We start from the raw sequence: 23,966 nt of genomic DNA, 5'->3' as shown, positions 1-23,966 counted from the left end.
TTTCTTCAATTAAATATTTATCATATTCATTATTTTCATTAATTTTATAACCACTAAATAAAAAAATGTATGGTCTTCACTACCGTTAGCATAATCAACACCAATTGAATAACTATCAAATTGATACTGTTTTGTATTTAAATTATAAAAATCTTGTAAATTATATTCTTTAATATATTTACGATAATTTCGTAAAACATAAATACTGGGGTCATTATCGTTATATTCAAATCCGTAGTATTCAAGTTCAAATAAATCAGGCCGTTCTTCTTTGCTTGTTAAAACAAGTTTTTTAGTAATATTAGGTATTTTATTTCAAACAGCACCCATTGTTAATCGTAAATTAAAAATACCCAAACCATTAAATGCTTGCTTGTTTTCTAAATATACTTTATTGTGTTCTTTTAAAATAGTTTTAATTTTTTCATTTAAAGGTAAATATGGAGTTACAAATTTTTCATAAAAAACATGGTATTTATTAAAAGGATTAAAATTAAATTGATTAGAATATGTTTTATGAAAATATGTTGTTACTGTTATGTATTGTTTTGCTATGTTGTCTCATTCTTGAAATGTCCAAGATAATTCTTTTACTGGAATAGGATTATCTAAATTATATTGTTCATTATCATTTTCATCCGTGTATTTTTCATAAGATACTTTTAAACTTTTTGAACGAAACATTGAAACTCTTAAATTATTATATCTTTTATCTAGTTCTTTATCAGTTAAAATTTCTTTTTCTTCAGCATGTATCATTTCATCTGTTCACGCCTATATAATACCACTACCTTTACCAACTTTACCCATAATTTTATTACCATTTAGCATAACCCGCAAAAGCAATGCGAACACCACTAGGAAAAACAATTTCGCCACCTTCTTTAACATTTTTAGGTCAAACAATGCCATTTTCATTGTCGGGTCATATATCAATCCCATATTTATCATATAGATAGTTACATACATTAATTGTATCGCCAAATGTAGTATCTTCATGGGTGTTGGCATATCTTCGTAAAATGACCGACGAAGCATCAGTAAAATTACAAGCAAAAAATAATTTTTCTACTAAATGATTTCATGTTTTATTAGTACCACGCCCCGCTGAAACAAACTTAAAAAAACTTGGCGAAGTAAAATATCTGGCATAACTATCTCCAACAAAGTCTTTAAATACTTCTCAATCAAAACCAAAATTATAGTCACTAAAATTTAAATCATATTTTTTATTTAAATGTTCATAACTAGTAATTCGTTTTTTGTTATTAATTTTACTAAATTCTTGCATATTTATTGACCTCTTTATTTTATATATAATACATTATAAGAAAAAATGAAAGTAATTTGTATAAAAATGAGAAAATTTAAACATTTAATATTTGATGAACGAGATTTATTTAAAGATTTATTATTATCTGATACTTGTAAAAAGAAAAATGACACAATTAATTTATCTGAAATATCACGACAAACGGGTCGTGGAGTTAATACTGTTAAAAAAGAAATAAATCGATTTAAAAATATACAAGATTATAATCCATATCAAGCACAAAAAGATTATAAACAAAAACGTAAAAAATGCATTAAAAAACTACCTAAATTTACAAAAGAGCAGTTAGATTTTATTAAAATAAGATTTAATAAATACTACGATACACCTTAACAATTAATTTATCGTTATTTCTTGGAGTTTGGTGTTAAATTTCCTGCTTGTGTTAAAACATTGTATAAATGAATTCGCTTAGGTGAATTTGATTAAAAAAAGAAAATTTACCCCATCGTGGTAAAAAATATAAAACAAAAGGAAAAACTGATAATCGTGGTAAATTAACTAACTTTAAATCAATTTGAGATATTGAAAATAAAGTTTCTAATGTTGGATGATTTAAAATGGATACTGTTGTAGGAAAAGACCATCAATCTAGTAATTTAGTTTTAGTAGAACAATCAAGTAAAAATTATTTTGTAATGAAATTAAAAAATAATACTGCTAATGAAGTTTTAGAAAAATTTAAAGATATTGCTAAAAATAATAATTTAATTGGAAAAATTAAAGGAATAATAACAGATCGTGGAAAAGAATTTAGTAAATGAAAAGAAATGGAAATATTTGCTGAAACACAAGTTTATTTTTATGACCCCGGTAAACCACAACAAAAACCATTAATTGAGCATATGAACGGTGAATTTAGATATTGACTTTCTAAGGGAATTGATTTTAATAATATTAGTCAAAAAATGATAGATTGAGTAGTTAATGTTATAAATGATAAACTCCGACCATGTTTAAATTGACTAAGTGCAAAGACAATGTTTTTACAAAATTTTAAATAAATTTATTAGTTAAAATTTAATAAATTATTTTTTAGTATGCTTAAATATGAATAAAATAAGATAAAATTACAAAAATTTAATTTTTTCTGAAAAAGTTGTTGCAATTTATTAAAAATATTTTATTATTAACTTAACAAGATATAAATTTGCCGTTTATATATACACAGCGCCAATCAATAAATTTAATTGTTATATAAAGTTCATTAATATCATAATTAATTGGTTCATAATTTATATAATAATTAGAATATTTGTTTTTAATGTGTTGATTAATATTTGTTAAAAATGTATTAAATCTTTAAAAAATATTATCTCTAATAAAAGTATCTTCTTTTTTATTATAATCTAATTTATATATATTTTCTTCTTCATTATTTTGTACTAATGAATAAAGATAATCATTTTATATTTCAATATCATTTAAAAAAGTATTATTTTGTAAGTAATTTTTTACTTCAAAACTAATATTTTCTAATGTGTGTAAATCGTCGAATAATTCATTTTCTGCTTCTTCTTCAGTTAATTTCATTTTTATACTACATCCAAAAATTGTTGTTTCAAAAGTTGCAACAATCCCAAATGTTCCTAATAAAATTAATCATTTTTTTCATATTTTTCTCCTATAAAAATTAAAAATATTATACATAAAATAATATCATCAAAATAATAGTACTTGCCTTGTGAAAATTATTAATAAAAGACGTATTACAAAACTTATTAACTTTTTTTCATTTTATCACATAATTGAAATATAATAAAAAAATTGCAACCGATATAAAATATATTGCATCAAGTAGAATTTATTTGTATTTTTTCTTTTTTTTGTTACAATTTTTATAGTACAAACAAATTAACAGCTATTATCAAAATAATATTAAAAATTTAACATTTAAAATTATAGTTTTTTTTTTTAAAAAAAAAAAAATAGAAAATAGGAGATGCTAATGATAAAACCCAATAAACTAACAGCATTAGTTGGTTGGCAGTATTTAGTTTCAATGCTTTTTTGGATTATTTATACTGCCGTAATTATTACATTTTTAATTTTATTTATTAATGAACGTGATCGGATTAATAGTGAAAACGATGTTTAAAAAACTTTAGCAGAAATTGCGGCTGGGAAAAAATCAGCTGAACAAGTGCAAGAAACATATAAGAATTTAATGAGTATTACATATCCATTAATTGATTTTTCATTGTTATCCTTTAATTTTTTTGGAGAAAACAATAATGTAACCGATTGAAGTGCAGCATGAAATCAACGTGCAACAAATATTAATATGGCTTATTAATATTTATTTATTACGGGGATGATTGCCTTGATTGCGTTATGCTATTATATTGTCATTATTATTAAAATAGCACAACGTCATCGCTTTGAAGTTCGTTATGGATTATCCACAACTTTTCCAAATGATTATGTTATTTTTAATCCGCGAATGTATTTAAACTTTTTAACAAGTTTAACAATAATTCTTAGTTTTTTTAACTTTTTAACAACCTTAATTACTTTAATATATGGCATTTTATTAGTCTTAGTGTCATATTTCTTCTGATATGTGTTGAACCGTCAAACAGAAGTTTTAGTTCCACATAAATGATGAAAAGCAACTAACTTTAGTTTCTTTATTACTGTTTTACTAATTCAAAATGGTTATACTTTAATTAAAGCAATGTTTGCAACAAAATTTGGTGTTGATTTAGAATTGATTGTTTCAATTATTATTCCAATTGGGACAATTACTGTTATTATTGCAGTCTTTATCAAAAATATGTTGTCAACAAAAGTTACTGGTTTTCGTAATGCTATTAAAACAATTGTAGCAAAAGTGAGTGCTTTTCGAATTTTCTATTATACTGAAAAAGAAAAAGCATTGGAAGACTATGCTTTTGTAACACAACTACCAACATTGGTGAAAAAGCCATTATCAAATAATAGCATTACTCGTGAACAAGCTTATGAGTTAATGAAAACAATTAATGAGACAGTTGCTTTCTTCGATAAACATCTTTTGAAAGAAAAAGAAAAAAATTATATGTTATATCATTTATTTAATCAAATTACAGATATGGCTGAAATTGCAGAAATTAAAGCAAATATCTTAAAAGTTGAAGAAAAACAGAAAGCAAAAAATGATAAACATTCTAAAATAATAGCTTAGAATATTTTTTCTTCGGATAATGGTTAACTTTCATTATATAATTAATACTAGGAAAACGGGGGAAGTATAGAACCAAAAACAGTTGTTACTTTAACAGTTAAAGCAAATGATGTTAATCAAACAATTTTTAATTTTATTAAAAAAATGTTTTAAACAACTCCGTTATCAGTTATTTATAAGTTATTTCGTAATAAAAAAATTAAAGTAAATAACAAAGTAATGAAAGAACGAAATTATAAATTTCAATTAGGAGACCAAATTATTATTTTTGATAAAAATTTAGTTGTAACAGAACGAAACCAGACAGCACTTATAATAATGTTGCACCATTACCATTACAAGTTGTTTATGAAGATGATAACATTCTTGTTGTTGATAAACCACATGGAGTAGAAATGCACTCAAAGTTTCATACTTCATTAGATGCTATGGTGCAACATTATTTAATCCAAAAAGATGAATATAATCCACAGGATGAACAGTCGTTTGTCATTTCCCATGTTCATCGATTGGATAAATTAACACGAGGATTAGTGCTATATGCGAAAAATAAAATTACATTAGATTTGTTATTAGCTAAAATTAACCAAAAAGAATTTATTGAAAAGAAATATTTAGCAAAGTGTGAAGGAATTATTCAAGAAACTGATTTTACCCTTAGTGGTTATTTATATAAAGATGAAGATAAACAAAAAATGGTTTTTACTAAAACAGAGCAACCACAGGCTAAAGTAGTTAAAACACATTTTAAAATTCAAGCTCATATATCAAATGCAACGTGATTGGAAGCAACATTAATAACTGGCCGTAAACATCAGATTCAGGCTTCATTAAGTTATTTACATCACCCCATTATTAATGATGTTAAATATGGAGCAAAACAAGAAACAAAGAAGTATATGATTGCTTTATATGTAACAACCTTAATCTTTCATCAATTGCCAGACCATTTAAGTTATTTAAATGAAAAGATTATTAAAATTCCAGAAAATATTATAAAATAAAAATATTAGGAACGAGGTGAAGTAATTGTCAACAAGAAGAGGAATTTTTAGTATTTTAATCGGGGCTTTTACTTCGTTAATTGGAACATGTTTTCAATTTACGCTAATGTATTTATTAATTCGTAGTTATGGTTCGCAGTTTAATGGGTTTGTAAAGAATAGCGTTGCAATTGTTGCTTTTTTAGGAACAGTGGAAGGTGGCTTAGGAGCCATTACTGTTATTTTTTTAGTAAAACCATTGTTACAAAAAGATTGAATTAAAGCAAATGAAATGGTTAATACAGCAAAGCATCAATATAAAATATCAGGGTACATTGGTATTATTTTATTAATTGGCATTGCTGTTGGGTATAGTGCTTATATTTATTTATTTGAAAAGAATTTTAGTATTTTACAAAATGATAAAACAATTAGTTATCCGTTATGAAAAATGATTTTAATTGTATTTATTATTGGGTCAAAAAACTTAATTGCATTATTTTTAACGGCAGCATATGAAAACTTAATGCAAGCTGATCAAAATAATCATTTACGCCGTTTAATTTTAATGATTTGTGATTTAATCTCATATTCAATTGTTTTCTACTTAATTTCAATTGCAGTGGATCCTGTTTTTGTCTTTTTAATTTTCTTACTTTATTCTGTTATGAAAGGAAGTTTAGTTTATTTATTTATTAAGTTACATTATCCTTGAGTTCGTATTGCTCGCCAACGCGATAACATGCAACTAGTTAAATCAAGTAATATTGTTGTATTTAAAAATATTGGAGAAACATTGTTAATTAACGGTGATGTTATTATTACGGCGCTGTTATTAGGGTTACGAATATCATCAACCTTATCGCTATATATGACAATTACGGTTGGAGTTCGTAGCATTATGATGATTTTAATTAATTCCTTCCGTGAGTTTTTTGCCGCATGAACAGCAAAAAATGGTCGGGTTGATTGACAGAATTATATGAAATTTGAAACATACGCTTTTATGATAGCTGGATTCTTGTTTGTTAACCAGTTTATTTTATCACCATATTTTGTGACAACATTGTATGCGCCACAAATTATTGAACAAATTCGAACTAGCGATTCAACATTAAATCCATGAACATCACAAGAACGCGAAATTTTTAAAAGCATCTTTTATCAACCAACCTTCTCCTTATTAGTTTCTTTAAGTTCTGTTTTTATTGTCTTAGCTGAACCTGCAAATGTTTTGGTATATGCTAAAGCAAATTATAAACAAACCGCAATTCCGACTTTCATTATTGGCTGTCTTAACATTGTCTTTTGTTTTTTTAGTGCTTTACTATGACGTTTTGGCTTTAATAATTTAGCAGCTGCATTATATAGTATTTTAATTATTACTTATTTAATGAGTTTTTTGCGGTTTTTATACTTGTGATGTTATAATTGAATATTTTTAACTTATAATAGTAACTTTAAAGGTGTTTTTCGAAATTGAATGATTTTGTTAGTGCCAATGATTATTGCTATTTTAGTTAATTATTTATTTTTATCAAAAACACACAATCCTAATCAAATTTATAATATTGATTTACAGCCAGTTTGAGGATGACAAAAATTATTAAATTTCTTCTTTGGTTTAATCTTTGCTTCCTTGTTTGTTATTTTTGCTAATTCAATCTTTTGAGCACCCGGTTCTGTTCGTGGCATATTCTTACGGTTACCACTTGTTTATAAAATTTGAACTAAACGCCAAGATAAAATGCGAATTCTACGTCGTAAAAAATATGAAGATGATTTTATTACCTTAACGGAACCAGAAATGCCATATCAAAAAATTTGAGAACGAGAAGAAACTTTACGTAAAAATACGAAAAAAATAGAAAAGGATGAACCTAATAAAGAAATTTATAAGTTAACAGGCTAAAAAAATAAGTTATTCCTAACTTATTTTTTAATATCACTTAAATAACCAGGATGGTATTTTTGACCATGAATAATTTTTGTAATATTATAAAGCGCATTAATAGCTTCACCAAATCCAGTTACCATATTATAATATTTTCCTTCATAATAAGCACTATTTCCAGCCGCAAAGATATGAGGATGACTTGTTTGTCCAGTTGGTGCAATAATAATTTTTAGCATTGGAGTTGTTGTTAAAGTTAATTGTTGCAACATTGTTGGTGCAACTTTTGCTCCATATTGAACAATAAAATAATCAGCTGTAATAGTTAATAGTTTATGTGTTGTTTCATGCTCTAATGTTAAAGCGGTAATTTTATTATCAATTGTCTCAACTGTTTTAACATGATAAGGTTTTAATTCGGTCACCTTATTTTGTTGTAATTTTTGGACATTGTTTTCTTTAGCTCGGTATAATGTTCGACGATGGATAATTGTAACATCTTTACTAATGTTATCTTCAATCAAATGATTTGCCCAATCAACAGCACTATCACCACCACCAAGAATAACAATTTTCTTGTTTGTTAAAAGAGTTGGGTTTTTAACAGCGTATCATAAGTTTTCATATTCCTGGTGATGGTCAAGATGTTCTAAGCGAATGGGGGTAAAAACACCATTTCCACTTGTAATTAAAATTGTTTTAACTGTAAATGTTTCATTAGTTGTTAAAGTAATAGTAAATCCATCAGTTGTTGTAAGGATATTACTAATGTTAGTTTTACCAATGTATGTTATTTGCCCCGTATTTTTTTTTGCTTGGTTAATTAAATTCTCAATAAATGTTTTAGTTTTGATTTCGCCAAATCCGGGCATATCATATAATGGTTTTTCTGGATATAATTCTCATGGTTGTCCACCAGGACTATCATTTCCTTCAATTATATAGCCACTTAATCCTAACATGCCAGCACAACTCCAAGCATATAATCCAACCGGCCCAGCCCCAATAATTAAAATATCTTTCATTTATTTATAACAACCTTTCTAATTTTTCTGCACTTTAATTATTACATATTTTTCTAAAAGTCTAGCACAATAATTAATTCCTAGATATAATTAGTAAAAGAGAGTGGGATATTGATGAAAATAATTGTTAAAAATGAGATAGCAACAAAACTTTTAGCTGAAAAAATTGCTCCGTTTTTACATCCTAATTTATGCTTATTATTAGATGGACCGTTAGCCACTGGGAAAACAACTTTTACAAAATATTTATTAAAAGGGTTAGGGGTAACTACTCCTGTTACTTCACCAACGTTTTTAATTATGCAACAGTATAGGACAAATCAGCAGGTTATTATTAATCATATGGATTGCTATCGATTGTTAGGCTTAGAACAAGAAGAAGAGTGAGAAATGTATTTTGAACATTTTTCTGATAGTATTAATATTATTGAATGACCAGCGGGAATTAGTAACCAGTTAAGTTCAAAGTACGAGGTAATTAAAATTACCATTAAGATAATTAATGAGGATGAACGAATTTTTACCATTAAAACCAACAATAAACATTTACAAAGCGCATTAGGAAAAGAGGGATAAGATGTTAAATCTATTTATTGATACTAGTACTGATTTTTTAATTTTAATTTTAAAAAAAGAACAAAAAATCATTGGTCAAGTTCATCAAAACCATGCTCGTCGTCATACTGAAGCAACATTACCAACAATTACCCAGTTATTAGGTCAACATCAACTAAAATTAAAAGACATTAATAATTTTTATTTAACAACTGGTCCAGGTAGTTATACTGGTGTTCGGATTCCAATGACGATTGTGAAAACAGTTAAAGTAATTAATCCAGCAATTAATGTTTATACAATTAATACATTACTTTATCAGGCTGGGATAGATAATGTTGTTTCAATGCTTGATGCGCGGAGTGGAAAACGATATTTTGCGGTAATTAGTAATGGTGTAGAGGTGATTCCAAGGCAAGTTCTTGATTATGAAACTTGTATTGAAATTACAAAGCAATTTCCAGATTATGAGTTTCGTTATGATTTACAAGAAATTAATTTTGTTCAAAATTATCTTGTTCTAAAAAAGCATTTTACATTAGTTGAAGATATTTTTGCTTTAGAGCCACAGTATTTAAAAAAGGATTGAAGTTAAATGGTTATTTTAAAACCAGTTAATAATAGTGATGCTTTATTATTATTTTTATTAGAACAAGAAAATTATCCACATAATTATTATAAATATCGTAATTTAATTCAAATGATTAATAATACAAATTATCTTGTTTATAAATTAATTGTCAAAAATAATCTCTATGGTTATTTTATTTTAATGCATAGTGGGGATGATTTTGAATTAATACGCTTAACAGTTAAAAAGCGTCATCACCATCAAGGTTATGGTCAACAAATGTTAAAATATATTCTAACACATTTTTCATATCAACAAATTTTTTTAGAAGTAAATGAACATAATTTGGTTGCTCAACAATTATATTTAAAGCATGGGTTTAAGATTATTCGGACAATTGCCAAATATTATGGTGCAGAAAATGGATACTTAATAGTTTATCATCACTAACTTTATTTAATTTTATGGTATAATATATAAGAAAAAATTAGGTGGTAAAGGAAAGAAAAAATGGGAAGAGCATTTGAAGTTCGCAAGCAGTCAATGGCAGCAACAGCTGCGAAAAAAGCATTATTATATAATCGTGTTGCTCGAGAAATTTATTTAGCAGCACGCGAAGGAAGTGTTGATCCCAATGTTAATTTAGCGTTACGGAATGCAATTGATAAAGCAAAAGTAAAACAAGTTCCACGTGATGTTATTGAACGTGCGATTAAAAAAGCAAGTGGAAACGATAATGAAAATTACCAAGCAATTCGTTATGAAGGGTATGGACCAGGGGGCAGTGCAATTATTATTGATACATTGACAAATAATGTTAACCGCGCTGTGGCAGAAGTACGCAATTGTTTTACTAAAACAGGTGGTAAACTAGGAGTTAATGGGGCTGTCGTGCATTTATTTGATCATTTAACAGTGTTTGCTTTTACAGGTAAAACGGTTGAAGAAGTATTAGAATTATTATTACTAGCAGATTGTGATATTAATGATGTTGTTGCTGAAGATGGACAAATTGTTGTTTATGCGCCAGGAACAGCATTTAATAGTGTTAAAACGGCATTAGATCAAGCCGGGATTACAACATTTCAAATGGCAGAAATTACAATGCTTCCCCATGACCGGATTACTTTACATGGTGATGACGCTGAACAATTTGAAAAAATGTTAAATATGTTAGATGACATTGATGATGTGCAAGATGTTTATCATAATGTTTTTCTTGTTTAGTTCAGAGTGAAAAGCAGGAAAACAACTTGGGAAATTAGAAACAATTGAAAAATTATTGCTAATAGTGCATAATAATAGTAAAGTAAAAAAAGGAGTTTAGATAATAATGTCAAATTTTTTGGGTGGTAGTATGACAATGAATGTGATTTTAGTCGTAATTGTAGTCGCAGTTATTATTTTTGCAATTGTTTCTTCAATTATGGGACGAAAAGCACAACGCATTGAACGAGAAAAACGAAAAAAACAAGTTAAAGATAAAATTAAACAATATATTAAAGATACTGATAATCGTAAAAACTTAAGATTAGAATATGAAAAAGTTATTGCTCGTAAAGGAAAAGAATTTAAATATCGCGATATTTTTGATGTTATTGTTGATATTTATGAAGCAAAAACAAATGCTTTTTTAGAACAAAAAGCTTTTGAAATTGAAGGTATTTCAAAAAAAATTAGTAAAAAACAATATGAAACAACTTGAATTGTTAACCAAGAAATTGATTTAGAAGAAACAAAACATCGAATTGAAATTAGTGAAAAAAAAGTTAAGTTAACAAAAGAAGAAAAAAAAGCAGCAAAAATTGCGGCAAGAAAAGAATATGAAGCACATCATGCTGAAATGCTTAAAAAGCGTGAAGAAGAACGGAAATTGCGAAAAGCTGGACAACTTCCTGTTGATGAACGCCCAAAACCAAAACCTGAGAAATTTGTCCCTAGAAAATAAGTTCTATCTTATTTTCTTTGTCTTTAAAAAGCAAATCCGAAATAACGAAAGTGAAGTGCAATAATGGATTTAGAAATCACTTTAAAAAAAGAAGATTTTAAACGATTTAAAAAATGTTTTAAAATTGCTTGAACATTAGCTTCACGAAGTAATTTAAAAACAGTGCAAGAATGAGTGACAGCTCAAAAAATTTCGGTCTTTTTTGACTTGCAAGATAATATTAACAGTGCCAAAATTGATGAAGCTATTTTTATTGATGATGATGAAAATGAAGAGGGAAAAGGTTTATTTCAACCACATTTGTATGATTTAGCGCTAGAAACTTATTGACCAGCAGCTGAGGACACGGATAGTAATGATGTTCGAACTTTACCAGATGAGATTCAAACAACGATGGCAGATGTTCAAATTGATTTTTATCCCGGTGAAACAATTACTGATGGGAATGAAGTTGGTCAACGCGCGCGCGAATATTTTATGCGTGATTATACCTATTTTAATTTAGAACATTACAGCAAGAAAATTGCTTTTGCAAAGACAACTGAAGTTTTAGCAAATCCAAACTATGATGTTTATTTTGAACCATCTTTTGTTTATAACAATTGTATTACAAAGTGTGATATTTTAAAGAAACTTCCAGATGGTACTTATCATTTAATTGAGGTTAAAGCTTCAACTGGTCGAAAATATGATAAAAAAGCACAAATGTATGTTGACAAGGATGTTAAGGATGAATATGGTTATGATGTTGCCTATCAGTATTATGTTTTAACTGGGGCAGGCTTAACAATTAGTCGGGTTTCGTTAATGTTGTTAAATTCGGAGTATCAACGGATTGGTGATATTGATGATGACCAGTTGTTTATGTTTCAAGATTATTATAAATTGCCAACCAAAACCTTACCGGCTATTAGTTTATTAGAATTTTGTCAGCAAATGATGACTGGACAATTTGCCAAACGTGTTGAAAAGAATCGCATCATTACTGATGATTTAGCTTTAATTAAACATTATTTTATGCAACCAGTTGAAACAATTTTTCCGTTATTTAGCAAGGAACAATGTTTCAATGGAAAAGGTGATCGTTATGGTTATTGCCAACATGTTACTAGTTATTTACCACCGCATCATAGTGTCTTTGAGTTAACCCATGGGATGGAAAAAAAGACATTATTAAAATATCAAGAACACATTGATTTGTTAAAAGATATTGTGTTACCATTTACCTTTAAGCAATCAACGCGACAAAAAAAACCAATTTTATTTTCAGAAAAACAACAACGCCAAATTCTTGCTGTTCAAGATAATGCCCCAGTTGTTGATCCAAAGAAGGTTGCTATTATTAATCAAATTTTAGAACAGTATCAGTATCCAATATATATGTATGATTTTGAAACAATGAAAGCGGCAGTTCCTCACTTTGATTATTCATATTCTTATCAGCAAATTCCGTTTCAATATTCAGTCCATCTTATTAAAGATAATCACTTTGATTATCAAGATGAAACGACAATGGAACATTATGCCTTTTTAGCAGATGGTGAAGGTGATCCACGCTTAGCACTAATTAAACATTTAGTTACTGATTTATTTAGACATGGCGGAGGAGTTTATGTAGCTTATTATAAGAGTTTTGAATGTAAGGTTTTAGCCGAATTAATTAGTTATTTAACAATCTTAATTAATCAAAGTCGCAATGAGGAACTTATGACAACTTATCAAGATTGCCAAAAAAAATTAAGGATTATTCGAAATAAAACAATTGACTTAATGGATTTTTTTCAGGACTTTATGATTTATAAAAAAGAATTTTATGGTTCAGCTTCAATTAAAAAAACACAACCAGCATTTGATAATCAATTTACTTATCAAGCATTAAAGGTACAAAAAGGTGATATGGCGAGTGAAATCTTTCGTCGCCGGGTGGAGAATAATATTCCAATCATCATTTGACAAAAATCATTTCGAGGAGAAATGTTAAAATATTGTAATCGGGATACATTAGCAATGATTGTTATTTATCAACATATTGTTCGTTTAATGGGGTCTTTAACACCAATTAAGGGAGGGAAAAAAGATGCAGAAATATAGAGTAATTTTTATGGGAACGCCAATCTTTGCAACAGCTGTTTTAAAAGCTTTACAAAAGTTAGCGCCAACAATTGAAATAATTGGAATTGTTACCCAACCTGATCGTAAAATTGGACGTCAGCAACTCGTTCAATTTTCCCCAGTCAAAAAATTTGCCTTAACAAATCAGATTCCTGTTTTTCAACCAGAAAAAATTAATAATCTTTATACAGAGTTAGGAACTTTCCAACCAGATGTTATTGTAACGTGTGCTTATGGGCAATTTATTCCAGAGCGAATTTTAAAATTAGCACGTATTAATTGTATTAATGTTCATGCTTCATTATTACCAAAATTACGTGGTGGGGCGCCTATTCATAAGGCTATTATTTATGGTGAGCGAGAAACAGGGATTACACTAATGAAAATGATTAAAAAAATGGATGCAGGAGAAATGTATGTTCAAACAGCAATTCCAATTAGTGCCACCGAAACAGCCTCATCTTTGCATGACCGGTTAATGGTTTTAGCAGGTACAATGATTGAAAAATATTTATTAGATATTATTACTGGTAAAATTAAAGGAATACCACAGGATGATAGTCAAGCAACATTTGCTTATAATATTACACGTGATGAAGAAAAAATAAATTGGTTTTTACCAAAACAAAAAATTGTTGACCAAATTCGTGGATTATATGCATGACCAATTGTTTATACAACTGTTAATAATATTCATTATAAATTGCACCAAGCAATGATTACTTTAGAACCATTAGCGGAAAAAGACGCTGATTTTGTAAATGGGACAATTATTGATATTTCAAAATTAGGGATTAAAGTTAAAGTTGAAGATGGTTATTTGCTAATTACGCGTTTACAACGCGAGGGAAAAAAAGTAACTGATACTAAAAATTACTATCATAATGCCTCGTCAGAAATTATGGTTGGAAATATTTTTATTTAAAATGTATCGTTTAAAATCACTAAAATATTTAGCAACAACAGGATTAATTACTGCTTTGTTAGTAGTTATTGCTTATATTTCCCAATTTATTCAGTTCAATTTTGGTGTTGGTAAAGGGATTATTTAGTTAGCAGATGGGTTATTTTTAGGTTTAATAATGTTAATCAAAGGGCCAATGTTATTAATTAGTGGTATTTTGTATGTAACAATTATTGATCTTGTTACCGGCGGTTTTATTTTTATTCCTATTTCAATTTTAATTAGAATTTTAATGTTTTTAATTACTTATTTTGATGCTCGCATTTTAAGTCGCTATGGTGCTATTTTTGTTAGTTCTTTAATGTTATTATTATATGTTTTGTATAGTTATTTCTTATTTGGACCTGATGTTGCAATTGTTGAATTAATTGCTGATGCAATTCAAATTGCTGTTGCAACAATAATGGGAATTACGTTAGCAATTGTTTTTGTTCGAATTAATGAGCATAGTACAAATAAAATTTGAGATGATGAACAATTTTGACATTATAAAAAGAGTAATTAGGACATAATTACTCTTTTTATAATGTTCGTGCGAACAAACTAATAATTTTTAATGTTTCTTCAATTTTATCTTTTAAATAATTTAAGTAATAATAATTAATGATTGATTCTCGTAAAATTTTAAGTTTGTTGCCATAATTAGTTTGTAGTTGTTTTTCACAATACTCAAAAATTCGTAAATTTTCTTGTCGCATGTTTAAATTAACTTTAAAATGTTGTCGATATAATTTGCGATATTCATTAAGAGCATTATTAATACGGTTATGAATAAATTCCGTACTATGATTAATAACACGCATAATTTGGTAAATTAACCCTTCATGTTGTTGCAGCTTAATTTGTTTTGTATTAAAAGTTTTTAAATTTTTTAATAATGTATACAACCAATCTTTTTTTGTATCAGAAATTTTTTCAACATTCGTAATTAAAGTTACTTCAGCCATTAACTGATTGTAATATTCTGTAAAGTTAGTACTCACAAGTATTCCCCATTCCGTGATATTAATAAACACTAATAATTTTATCTTTTTTTTTTTAAAAATAATTGTTTCAGAGTTTCATTTTTTAAATTATATAATATATTATATCGTATTTATTTTAAAAATTCAATGTGACTATAATTATTTATTATTAAAACCTGCTATTTCAGGTTATTTTGCTAAAATTATGTATAATAATATCAGAGATGTAACTGTTTATAGAAAGGGTTTTAATTTTAAATGGATAAAAAATTAATTCGTAATTTTTCAATTATTGCTCATATTGACCATGGGAAGTCAACCTTAGCAGACCGGATTTTAGAGTTAACAGGGACAGTTGAAAAACGAGAAATGCAAGAACAATTATTGGATTCAATGGATTTAGAACGTGAACGAGGAATAACAATTAAATTAAATTCTGTTCAGTTAAAATATCGTGCTCAAGATCAACAAGAGTATATTTTTCATTTAATTGATACACCAGGGCATGTTGATTTTACCTATGAAGTTTCACGTAGTTTAGCAGCTTGTGAAGGAGCAATTTTAGTTGTTGATGCAGCACAAGGAATTGAAGCCCAAACATTAGCAAATGTTTATTTAGCAATTGATAATAATTTAGCAATTATTCCTGTTATTAATAAAATTGATTTACCATCTGCTGATCCAGACCGTGTCAAAGAAGAAATTGAAAATTTAATTGGAATTCCAACAACAAATGCACCATTAATTAGTGCTAAGACAGGGTTAAATATTAAACAGGTCTTAGAAGCAATTGTTAAAGATATCCCTGCGCCGTTAGAAGGCGATGATAATAATCCATTGCAAGCATTAATTTTTGACTCATATTATGATAAATACCGTGGTGTAATGATCTCAATTCGAGTTAAACAAGGAATTGTTTGCGTTGGTGAAAAAATAAAATTAATGAATACTGATGCTGTTTATGAAGTTACTGAATTAGGAGTTAAAACACCAAAAGAAGTTAAAAAAAACCAATTAGTTGCTGGTGAAGTAGGTTGATTAGCAGCAAGTATTAAAATGGTCCGTGATGTTCGGGTTGGTGATACGATTACAACCGTTGCTAATCCAGCTCAACAGTCATTACCAGGATATAAAAAAATGAACCCAATGGTATTTTGTGGATTATATCCAATTGATTCCGCTAAATATAAAGATTTAAAAGAAGCTTTAGAAAAAATTCAGTTATCCGATGCTTCCCTTGTTTATGAACCAGAAACATCACAAGCATTAGGTTTTGGTTTTCGTTGTGGCTTTTTAGGATTATTACATATGGATGTTATTCAAGAACGGTTAGAACGAGAATATAATTTAGAATTAATTGCAACTGCTCCATCGGTAATTTATCATGTTTATTTAACAAATAAGGAAATGATTAGTATTGATAATCCAAGTGAATTACCAGCTGTGCAAAAAATTGATCGCATTGAAGAACCATTTGTCAAAGCAACGATTATGACTCCTGAGCAATATATTGGTTCATTAATGGAATTATGTCAAAATAAACGTGGAACATATGTTAATTTAGAGTATATTGATGATACACGGCGAATTTTAACTTATGAAATACCATTAAATGAAATTGTGTTTGATTTTTTTGATCGGTTAAAATCAATTAGTAAAGGTTATGCTTCGTTAGATTATGATTTTATTGGTTATCGTCCTAATAAATTAGTTAAAATGGATATTTTATTAAACAATGAAATTATTGATGCTTTATCAATTATTGTTCATCGTGATTTTGCTTATGGACGTGCTAAGGCCTTATGTGCAAAATTAAAAGAAATTATCCCTCGGCAAAATTTTGAAGTTCCAATTCAGGCAGCCATTAATCATAAAGTTATTGCACGAGAAGATATTAAAGCAATGCGTAAAAATGTCTTAGCAAAATGTTATGGTGGTGATATTACTCGGAAAAAGAAATTATTGGAAAAACAAAAAGAAGGAAAAAAACGAATGAAAGCAATTGGTTCAGTTGAAGTCCCCCAAGAAGCTTTTATGGCTGTTTTAAAGTTAGATGATTAATTGCTATTGTTAGCAATTTTTTATTAATAAAAAGTGATATAATTATTTAAAGATATTAATTATAATAAAAGGTGATAACAATGAATCTAAAACATAATAATTTTTATCATAAGTTTCTTAGTTTTTTTTATTAGCATTATTATTTTATATTTTTTTCTTTTGAGGAATTGGAATTATTTATCCAGTAAATAATTTTGTTTTCGATAATGTTCTTTTTAATTTAGCCTATGTAGTATTAATTTCCTTTGTTTCTGTTTTTGTCTTAAGGATTTTAATGCAAATTTTAATTAATTTCCGCTTATATCAATGATCATTTGACCATTATAAATTATTGATTAAAAAAAATTGATTTGTTCTTTTAACATGATTATTAAATTTAATTTTATTAACAATAACATTAGCTTATAATTTTCAACGTTATATTAATTTAGTTCAAAATCAACATTTAGCACGAATTCCGTATTTAATTTTATTAAATTTATTTTATATTTTTTATCTTATTATTGGTTTATCATTATTATTAACAATTGTACTAGTTATTATTTATGGATTTTATCTTAAAAAAATTACTTTTTTTGTTATTTGAACTAACACTGAAATTTATAATGAATTATTTATAAATAATTTTACAATTGATCCATTTGCTGCGCTGATTCGATTTTTACAGCAAATGAAGATTGTAGTAATTATTAAATTACTCATTTGTCGCACATTTTTAAAAGCGCAATTACGAAAAACAAAATTATTAATTCAGTTCAAAAAGGATAATTATCCACCATTGCTTTGTTTATAATAATATTTTTAAATAATTTATTTTTAGAATAGAGGAGCTTTTAGGTATGAAAAAATTAATGATGATTTTAGCATCCCTAACATTTACTTCGGCTTCTATTACTTCAGTTGTTAGTTGTACTAATGTTGTTGATATTACACAAAAAACCAATTATCATGTCATCCCCAATGTTGCTAGTATTAAAGAAACTATTCAAAAGTTAAATTATAATGCAGATAATTTTGATGTTGATCTTGCCCCAGGGATGAAAACAGCAATAATTCGTTCAATGCCAGATGTTACGAATCAACCATTTTTAACAAAAAAAATAATTTGGATTGAACAATAAATGATTTAACAAAAATTATTACGTTCACTTCATTACCATATTCAGAAGAAGCAGTTGGTAAATCCGCTGATCCTGCTCGTGTTTTAGCAGTGATTAATGTCTTAAATGGAACAAATTTTACGAGTGATGATGTCCAAATTATTATGGAAGGTAATAATTATAAAATGATTGCAAAAGAAGGCAGTAATTTTACTGGTGAATTAGAAATTATTTCAGAAGCTGTTACTTTTGACCAAGTGTATCCAGTTGTTAACTTAGAAAATGTCTATTTAAATAGCGCTATATATAATAATTGAAAAAAAAGATCCAACCGGAAATAAATTAATTATGGCAGCAGTCCTAATGGAATTTACTGGTGATCGTAATTGTTTTTCTGTTTTTTATAGTCAAGCTATTATGCAAGCCTTTATGCAAGGCGGTATCTTAGATATTACCATTGATAATCAATTCAACGGTACTTTTTACTTAAATGGTAGTGTCCCTAATATTTTCAATGATTCGAATGTTACTTTTAAATTTCATGTTATTTTAGATCACCGTAAATATTTAAATTATAATAATGAAAAACCAAAAAATATGGCACAAATTAAAGTTAGCCTAACTGAAACATATACTGGAAATAATTTAAATGACATTCGTTATGCTGTTGTTAAAGAACTGTTGGGAAAAGATTTTGCCGAGCAGTATAAAGACTTATGATATGATGAACTTTTAGTTGACAAACCATATAATCAAGATAAAAAAGAACTTGTTTTTCGAGCAAAACCAGGTTCAAAAATTTTAGCATCGTCTAATAAAATGGCATCAATTTTAACAAAACAGCCGTTTTATGAAATTATTGCAACATTACAATAAAAAAATAAAAAGAAGTAATTACAATTGAAAAAAGTGTTAGGATAAAACTAGTTTTAAATAAAATTAGTTTTTAATTTTTAAAGTAAATTATCTTGTTGAAAATAAAATAATATATTATATAATGTAATTGGATATACGTTATTTTGATGCAGGATTATAAAGTTTAACATTTATTTAATGGTTAGTTAGCAATTAGTAGCTAATTCATTTTACTTTTAAATTTATCAATCTTCTGGAGTTCTGGTAGGGTGGTTGGGATGTTAAGCGAAAGGATGTAGATATTTTTTTAATGTATTAAAATATCAAATATCAAATATCAATTAACAAAACTATTAACTTTCAATCGTTTCAGAATAATAATTAAAAATAATTCCCTTGTCTATTTCATAAAAAACAAACTAGTCTGTAAAATGATTTGTGATACAAATATGTCCGTTCTTTTTTTATCCTTTAAACTAAGTAGTAAATCAATTTTTAATAAACATAATATATATACCCTGAATTATTTAATTATTTCTGAACAAATATAATTATCAAAATAATAAACATTACCCTGAGTGAAAGTTGTGTTACAATTATGTGAAGTGATACTAGTTTTAAATTAAAACTAGTATCTTTTTTATTTTTAAAATTTTAAATTGTTTTTTCTGTTGGATTTTGTTTTAATTAAAATGATAAATAACAAACGATTTTTACATTTTATTATTGGTTTTGATAGAAATAGGGTATAATTACGGTATATACCTAAATAATATATGTATGGTTTGTTATGGTTAAAAGATAGGTGAAAAAAATGGAGAAATTACGTAGAGTGTCATTAATTTTCTTAACAATTGGCGGAATTTTTAGTGCGTTACTGTTCGGAATATTAATTATGCTAGCAAATAAAATTAATAATCAAATGTTCCTTTATAATTCTGCAGATATGCTATTACACGATATTGCTCTTTTAATTTTACAGTTTTCAAATATAACAGTATATCATAATGTGATGGCAAACCCAGAATTAATTGGGGGGATTTTAATTGAAATTTCTAGTTTTTTAGTATTGCTGTATTTAATTCCAAATTATTTATCAAAAAATAATGGTTATAAAATTTTTGGCATAAGTGGCGCTTTTGTTATTGGATTAATATCTTGCATTTTATTAACAATGGCTGTTGTGTTTGCTGGTCAACCAATAAGTGCTAAAACTGGTTTAAATATTTTTAAGTTAAATTTACCAATTAATTCAGGTTTTATTTTACTATTTATTGGACCAGTCTTAACCTTCTTTGGTAGTTGATTTGCAATAGCTTATTATCATACAACACGAAAAACAAAATCATTAACACAAAATCAAAAAAATCGTTTAACAGCGATTAATTTTGAAACTGATAAAATTGGTGCTCGTGGGTTAACACCACAAAAAGAAATGGTTAATCAAGATGAACTTACTCCTATTGAAGTAACAAAAACTCCTCTTAACAACAAATCAGTTGCAACAACAAATGATTTAAAAGCAAAAATGGCATTATTGAAAGCAAAAATGGCTCGGAATTCTCTTTTACATGAGCAAGGTGAAGCACATCTTGTTCCAGAGAAAGAAGATAATAATTCTGATAATTCAAAACCAACAATTCGTGTTGGTGCAGAAGGCCAATATTTACGCACAATTAAAGAGGGTGAAGGAATTGTTGATGAATCACCAGCAGGATTACTTATTGAACAAGAAGGTGATTTTGTGAAAAAAGGTGATATTATTAAACATCGTGATTATTCAGCCCCTATTTTTAGTGCGGAAGCTTCGCCTTCAAAAGGAAATTTCAATGCCTATGATTCAATTATTATTCCAAAATCAAAACAACATATGTCATTAGATAAAACAGAATTAGCGGAACGAATTGGTTCGGTTCCAAAACCAAGTGGTAAGCAACGCATTAATCCCAATGCCCGTGTTGATAGTTCTTATGATGGTAAAGTTTTTTTAGGTGATATTGATAAAATTTGAACAGCAGGAAAAAAATACCGTGAAGATATTACAAAAAAACCAGCAACTAATAATTCTTTACAATCATCGGATTTACACCATAATTTTGAGAATGAAAATGAAAATGATGATAAAATAGATGATAATCATTAATTAATCTATATTTATGATAGGGGGAGGAATAGCATGGCATTGGAAAAAGTGCTACCATATCAGGGCAACTTAATTAAATATGATTTAATTATTAAAGAACAGAAGAATATTGTGTTGAATGTTAATAATGGCAAAATTAAAGTATCGGCTCCTAGTTATGCCCATGATTGGGAAATTGAAGCTCTAATTTATAAAAATATTAAAAAAATTATTACGGTAATTAATGTTCATGATAATTATCGAAAGATTGTCATTAATCCAAACGGAATAGGTTATGTTTATGTTTTTAATGAAAAATATCCGTTGCAATTAACCAATGAAAATATTCATACAAAAATTATTAATCGACAATATTTTTTATTAAAAGATGCTGGTAGTTATGATGAAAATGTTAAAAAGTTACACCATTTTTTAAAACAAAAATTTAGTTATAAATTTGAACAGTTATTAAATAAATGAGCAACAATAATGAATTTATCTTATAAAAATTTAACAATTAAAGCAATGGTTCGTAAATGAGGTGTGTGTTATCCACAAACGGAAAAAATTGTTTTAAATACAAAGTTAATTTATTTTGATCCGACAGTATTGGAATATGTAATTATTCATGAATTATCACATTTAGTTCATCATAATCATTCTAAGGCGTTTTGATATCATGTTGAAAAATATATGCCAAATTATCGTGAAAAAGTTGAAATTTTAAAAAAACCAGGAATCTAATATGGTTTTCTTTTTAATTTAACATAAATAAGTAAGGAGTTAAGAAATATGCTTTATATTAGTAATCAACAAGACATTAAAAATCTTGAAAATTTTATTTTTAATCAATTTGATATTTCAGCAGTTAAATTAATGGCGAAAGCAGCCGAAGGTTTATTTCATCATTTGAATTTAGCAGTTCATAGTTTTTTAATTTTAGCTAACATTGGTAATAATGGTGGGGATGGTTTTTGTTTAGCAAAATTAATTAGTGATTATGATGGAACAAAAAAGATCCATATTCATATTTGCACTGATAAAAAAACCTTTGATACTGCTAAAACCCCAGAAGTGGCATATTATTATTCATTAGTTAAAAAGTTGCGAAATGTAACAATGACCTTTCTTGATGATAATATTGAGGCAGTAATTTTATGAACTGATATTATTATTGATTGCATTTTGGGTATTGGTTATCACGGAAAAATGCCACCTGCCATTGCTGAAATTATTAAAAAATTTAATGAAAGTCAAAAATATGTTTTAGCATGTGATATTCCAAGTGGAATTGAAAATGATAGTGCAACAATTCCAACAATTGTAATTAAGGCTAATAAAACTGTTACTTTTTTTTTACTTATAAATCAGCTTTTATTAATTATGATATTATTCCTTACTTAGGAAAGGTTGTTGTATGACAATTTGGGTTTCATCAGCAAGAAATTAATAGGATTTGCGCAAAATTAATTGATAACAACTTATTTTATACGGATAGTGTCCAATTACATTACCGCTCACTAATTTCACACAAAGGCATTTATGGAAATTTACTTATTTTTGCTTCAAGTTTAGAATATTTAAATGCTGGGACTTTAGTTGCTAATATGGCATTAAATGCTGGAATTGGTCTAGTAATTTGAGCATTATCCCCATAATTTAGGAAAAAACCAATAATACTGCTCCAGAAATTACGTTTTGTGATGCTTCTGATCGAGCCCGAATTTTAGATTTATTAACAAACAAAGTTAATGTAGTTGCCTATGGAATGGGAAAAGGAAAAACAGAACGGACATATAATACTTTAAATTATATTTTAGATAATTATAAAGGTTCAATTGTTGTTGATGCTGATGGAATTAATGTTCTAGATGTCCCATTATTACGTAAATTACGTGGACGAGCAATTTTAACACCCCATGCATTGGAATTATCACGTTTAATTAATAAAAGTGTGCCAGAAATTTTAAGTAATAGAATTAATATTGCAAAAGAATTTGCTAATAAGTATAAAATTATTGTTGTTTTAAAAGGATATCAATCAATTATTACTGATGGTAATCGCGTGTATATTAACGGTACCGGTAATCCATATATGGCTGTTGCTGGCATGGGTGATACGCTAACTGGTTTAATTGTTAGTTTAGTTGGTCAAGGTTATGAATTGTTTGAAGCAGCAATTGTTGGAACGTATTTACATGGGTTAGCTGGTGATGAAATTTCACAATACAAAAAACCAGTGTTACCAACAGACATTATTGATTAAATTGGTTTTGTTTTAGCAGAACTTATTGGAAATGACGATTCGCTTA

28 protein-coding genes and 1 pseudogene are annotated in these 23,966 nt (G+C 27.3%); 24 read left to right on the top strand and 5 right to left on the bottom strand.

Annotated elements, in window-relative coordinates; all coding sequences use genetic code 4:
* Window positions 1–9 precede the first annotated feature (9 nt).
* A complete protein-coding gene (locus tag ABNT63_RS08655; RefSeq protein ID WP_348735374.1) occupies window positions 10–759 on the bottom strand; it encodes a hypothetical protein in 750 nt (249 codons plus the stop codon).
* 58 nt (window positions 760–817) lie between these two features.
* Window positions 818–1,291: a hypothetical protein gene (locus ABNT63_RS08650; RefSeq protein ID WP_348735373.1), complete on the bottom strand. Its 474-nt coding sequence runs from the start codon at window positions 1,289–1,291 to the stop codon at window positions 818–820.
* A gap of 66 nt (window positions 1,292–1,357) precedes the next feature.
* Here ABNT63_RS08650 and ABNT63_RS08645 point away from each other — a divergent pair.
* Window positions 1,358–2,337: pseudogene (locus tag ABNT63_RS08645) on the top strand (IS30 family transposase).
* 403 nt (window positions 2,338–2,740) lie between these two features.
* On the opposite strand, the gene ABNT63_RS08640 reads toward ABNT63_RS08645, so the two are convergent.
* On the bottom strand, window positions 2,741–2,983 hold the full coding sequence (locus ABNT63_RS08640) for a hypothetical protein (RefSeq protein ID WP_348735372.1): 243 nt from the start codon (window positions 2,981–2,983) through the stop codon (window positions 2,741–2,743).
* Between the two features lie 298 nt (window positions 2,984–3,281).
* Here ABNT63_RS08640 and ABNT63_RS08635 point away from each other — a divergent pair, with 298 nt between their 5' ends.
* The 5 genes from ABNT63_RS08635 (at window position 3,282) to ABNT63_RS08615 (ending at window position 7,394) form a co-directional block, all read left to right on the top strand.
* A complete protein-coding gene (locus ABNT63_RS08635; RefSeq protein ID WP_348735371.1) occupies window positions 3,282–3,431 on the top strand; it encodes a hypothetical protein in 150 nt (49 codons plus the stop codon).
* 45 nt (window positions 3,432–3,476) lie between these two features.
* A complete protein-coding gene (locus ABNT63_RS08630) occupies window positions 3,477–3,629 on the top strand; it encodes a hypothetical protein (RefSeq protein WP_348735370.1) in 153 nt (50 codons plus the stop codon).
* A gap of 27 nt (window positions 3,630–3,656) precedes the next feature.
* Entirely contained in the window at window positions 3,657–4,499 is an 843-nt protein-coding gene (locus ABNT63_RS08625) for a hypothetical protein (RefSeq protein WP_348735369.1), read from the top strand.
* A gap of 395 nt (window positions 4,500–4,894) precedes the next feature.
* Complete coding sequence (locus ABNT63_RS08620; RefSeq protein WP_348735368.1) at window positions 4,895–5,503, top strand: pseudouridine synthase family protein; 609 nt, start codon at window positions 4,895–4,897, stop codon at window positions 5,501–5,503.
* A gap of 25 nt (window positions 5,504–5,528) precedes the next feature.
* The gene (locus tag ABNT63_RS08615) at window positions 5,529–7,394 is read left to right on the top strand and encodes a transporter (RefSeq protein ID WP_348735367.1); all 1,866 of its coding nucleotides are present in this window, start codon (window positions 5,529–5,531) and stop codon (window positions 7,392–7,394) included.
* Window positions 7,395–7,414: 20 nt separating this feature from the next.
* On the opposite strand, the gene ABNT63_RS08610 is transcribed toward ABNT63_RS08615, so the two are convergent.
* Window positions 7,415–8,401, bottom strand: a complete 987-nt coding sequence (locus ABNT63_RS08610; protein WP_348735366.1) for an NAD(P)/FAD-dependent oxidoreductase — start codon at window positions 8,399–8,401, stop codon at window positions 7,415–7,417.
* 114 nt (window positions 8,402–8,515) lie between these two features.
* Between ABNT63_RS08610 and tsaE the strand changes: the two genes are divergently transcribed.
* The 9 genes from tsaE to ABNT63_RS08565 all read left to right on the top strand — a co-directional run bounded on the left by tsaE (window position 8,516) and on the right by ABNT63_RS08565 (window position 15,056).
* On the top strand, window positions 8,516–8,977 hold the full coding sequence (tsaE, locus tag ABNT63_RS08605; RefSeq protein ID WP_348735365.1) for a tRNA (adenosine(37)-N6)-threonylcarbamoyltransferase complex ATPase subunit type 1 TsaE: 462 nt from the start codon (window positions 8,516–8,518) through the stop codon (window positions 8,975–8,977).
* Window position 8,978: 1 nt separating this feature from the next.
* Window positions 8,979–9,551, top strand: a complete 573-nt coding sequence (gene tsaB, locus ABNT63_RS08600) for a tRNA (adenosine(37)-N6)-threonylcarbamoyltransferase complex dimerization subunit type 1 TsaB (protein WP_348735364.1) — start codon at window positions 8,979–8,981, stop codon at window positions 9,549–9,551.
* Window positions 9,552–9,977: a GNAT family N-acetyltransferase gene (locus tag ABNT63_RS08595; RefSeq protein WP_348735363.1), complete on the top strand. Its 426-nt coding sequence runs from the start codon at window positions 9,552–9,554 to the stop codon at window positions 9,975–9,977.
* A gap of 60 nt (window positions 9,978–10,037) precedes the next feature.
* A complete protein-coding gene (locus tag ABNT63_RS08590; RefSeq protein ID WP_348735362.1) occupies window positions 10,038–10,754 on the top strand; it encodes a YebC/PmpR family DNA-binding transcriptional regulator in 717 nt (238 codons plus the stop codon).
* Window positions 10,755–10,860: 106 nt separating this feature from the next.
* Complete coding sequence (locus ABNT63_RS08585) at window positions 10,861–11,475, top strand: hypothetical protein (RefSeq protein ID WP_348735361.1); 615 nt, start codon at window positions 10,861–10,863, stop codon at window positions 11,473–11,475.
* A gap of 63 nt (window positions 11,476–11,538) precedes the next feature.
* Window positions 11,539–13,566 carry a DUF2779 domain-containing protein gene (locus ABNT63_RS08580; RefSeq protein WP_348735360.1) on the top strand — a complete coding sequence of 676 codons (2,028 nt, stop codon included), beginning with the start codon at window positions 11,539–11,541 and terminating at the stop codon, window positions 13,564–13,566.
* Window positions 13,553–14,512, top strand: a complete 960-nt coding sequence (gene fmt, locus ABNT63_RS08575) for a methionyl-tRNA formyltransferase (RefSeq protein WP_348735359.1) — start codon at window positions 13,553–13,555, stop codon at window positions 14,510–14,512. Before ABNT63_RS08580 ends, fmt begins: the two co-directional genes overlap by 14 nt.
* Window position 14,513: 1 nt before the next feature.
* Window positions 14,514–14,639 carry a hypothetical protein gene (locus ABNT63_RS08570; protein WP_348735358.1) on the top strand — a complete coding sequence of 42 codons (126 nt, stop codon included), beginning with the start codon at window positions 14,514–14,516 and terminating at the stop codon, window positions 14,637–14,639.
* 30 nt (window positions 14,640–14,669) lie between these two features.
* Window positions 14,670–15,056 (top strand): hypothetical protein, encoded by a 387-nt coding sequence (locus tag ABNT63_RS08565; RefSeq protein WP_348735357.1) that lies wholly within the window; start codon window positions 14,670–14,672, stop codon window positions 15,054–15,056.
* Window positions 15,057–15,072: 16 nt separating this feature from the next.
* On the opposite strand, the gene ABNT63_RS08560 is transcribed toward ABNT63_RS08565, so the two are convergent.
* On the bottom strand, window positions 15,073–15,534 hold the full coding sequence (locus tag ABNT63_RS08560; RefSeq protein WP_348735356.1) for a hypothetical protein: 462 nt from the start codon (window positions 15,532–15,534) through the stop codon (window positions 15,073–15,075).
* A gap of 240 nt (window positions 15,535–15,774) precedes the next feature.
* Between ABNT63_RS08560 and lepA the strand changes: the two genes are divergently transcribed.
* The 9 genes from lepA (at window position 15,775) to ABNT63_RS08515 (ending at window position 23,920) form a co-directional block, all read left to right on the top strand.
* A complete protein-coding gene (gene lepA, locus ABNT63_RS08555; RefSeq protein WP_348735355.1) occupies window positions 15,775–17,577 on the top strand; it encodes a translation elongation factor 4 in 1,803 nt (600 codons plus the stop codon).
* A 274-nt stretch (window positions 17,578–17,851) separates the two neighbouring features.
* A complete protein-coding gene (locus ABNT63_RS08550) occupies window positions 17,852–18,370 on the top strand; it encodes a hypothetical protein (RefSeq protein ID WP_348735354.1) in 519 nt (172 codons plus the stop codon).
* Between the two features lie 46 nt (window positions 18,371–18,416).
* A complete protein-coding gene (locus ABNT63_RS08545; RefSeq protein WP_348735353.1) occupies window positions 18,417–18,698 on the top strand; it encodes a Vmc-like lipoprotein signal peptide domain-containing protein in 282 nt (93 codons plus the stop codon).
* Window positions 18,683–19,018, top strand: coding sequence for a hypothetical protein (locus tag ABNT63_RS08540; RefSeq protein WP_348735352.1), 336 nt, complete (start codon window positions 18,683–18,685; stop codon window positions 19,016–19,018). The genes ABNT63_RS08545 and ABNT63_RS08540 overlap by 16 nt, the downstream gene beginning before the upstream one ends.
* Window positions 19,019–19,025: 7 nt before the next feature.
* A complete protein-coding gene (locus ABNT63_RS08535; RefSeq protein WP_348735351.1) occupies window positions 19,026–19,553 on the top strand; it encodes a hypothetical protein in 528 nt (175 codons plus the stop codon).
* A 793-nt stretch (window positions 19,554–20,346) separates the two neighbouring features.
* Window positions 20,347–21,675, top strand: a complete 1,329-nt coding sequence (locus tag ABNT63_RS08530) for an MFS transporter (RefSeq protein WP_348735350.1) — start codon at window positions 20,347–20,349, stop codon at window positions 21,673–21,675.
* A gap of 33 nt (window positions 21,676–21,708) precedes the next feature.
* Window positions 21,709–22,398 (top strand): M48 family metallopeptidase, encoded by a 690-nt coding sequence (locus ABNT63_RS08525; protein ID WP_348735349.1) that lies wholly within the window; start codon window positions 21,709–21,711, stop codon window positions 22,396–22,398.
* Between the two features lie 48 nt (window positions 22,399–22,446).
* A complete protein-coding gene (locus ABNT63_RS08520) occupies window positions 22,447–23,058 on the top strand; it encodes an NAD(P)H-hydrate epimerase (protein WP_348735348.1) in 612 nt (203 codons plus the stop codon).
* A 364-nt stretch (window positions 23,059–23,422) separates the two neighbouring features.
* Window positions 23,423–23,920: an ADP-dependent NAD(P)H-hydrate dehydratase gene (locus ABNT63_RS08515; RefSeq protein WP_348735347.1), complete on the top strand. Its 498-nt coding sequence runs from the start codon at window positions 23,423–23,425 to the stop codon at window positions 23,918–23,920.
* Window positions 23,921–23,966: the final 46 nt, after the last annotated feature.

The sequence above is a fragment of the Spiroplasma endosymbiont of Ammophila pubescens genome, assembly GCF_964020965.1.
In the GTDB taxonomy this organism is placed as follows: domain Bacteria; phylum Bacillota_I; class Bacilli_A; order Mycoplasmatales; family Mycoplasmataceae; genus Spiroplasma.
Note: the sequence above shows the minus strand (reverse complement) of the source record. Positions and strands in the feature narration are given on the sequence as shown.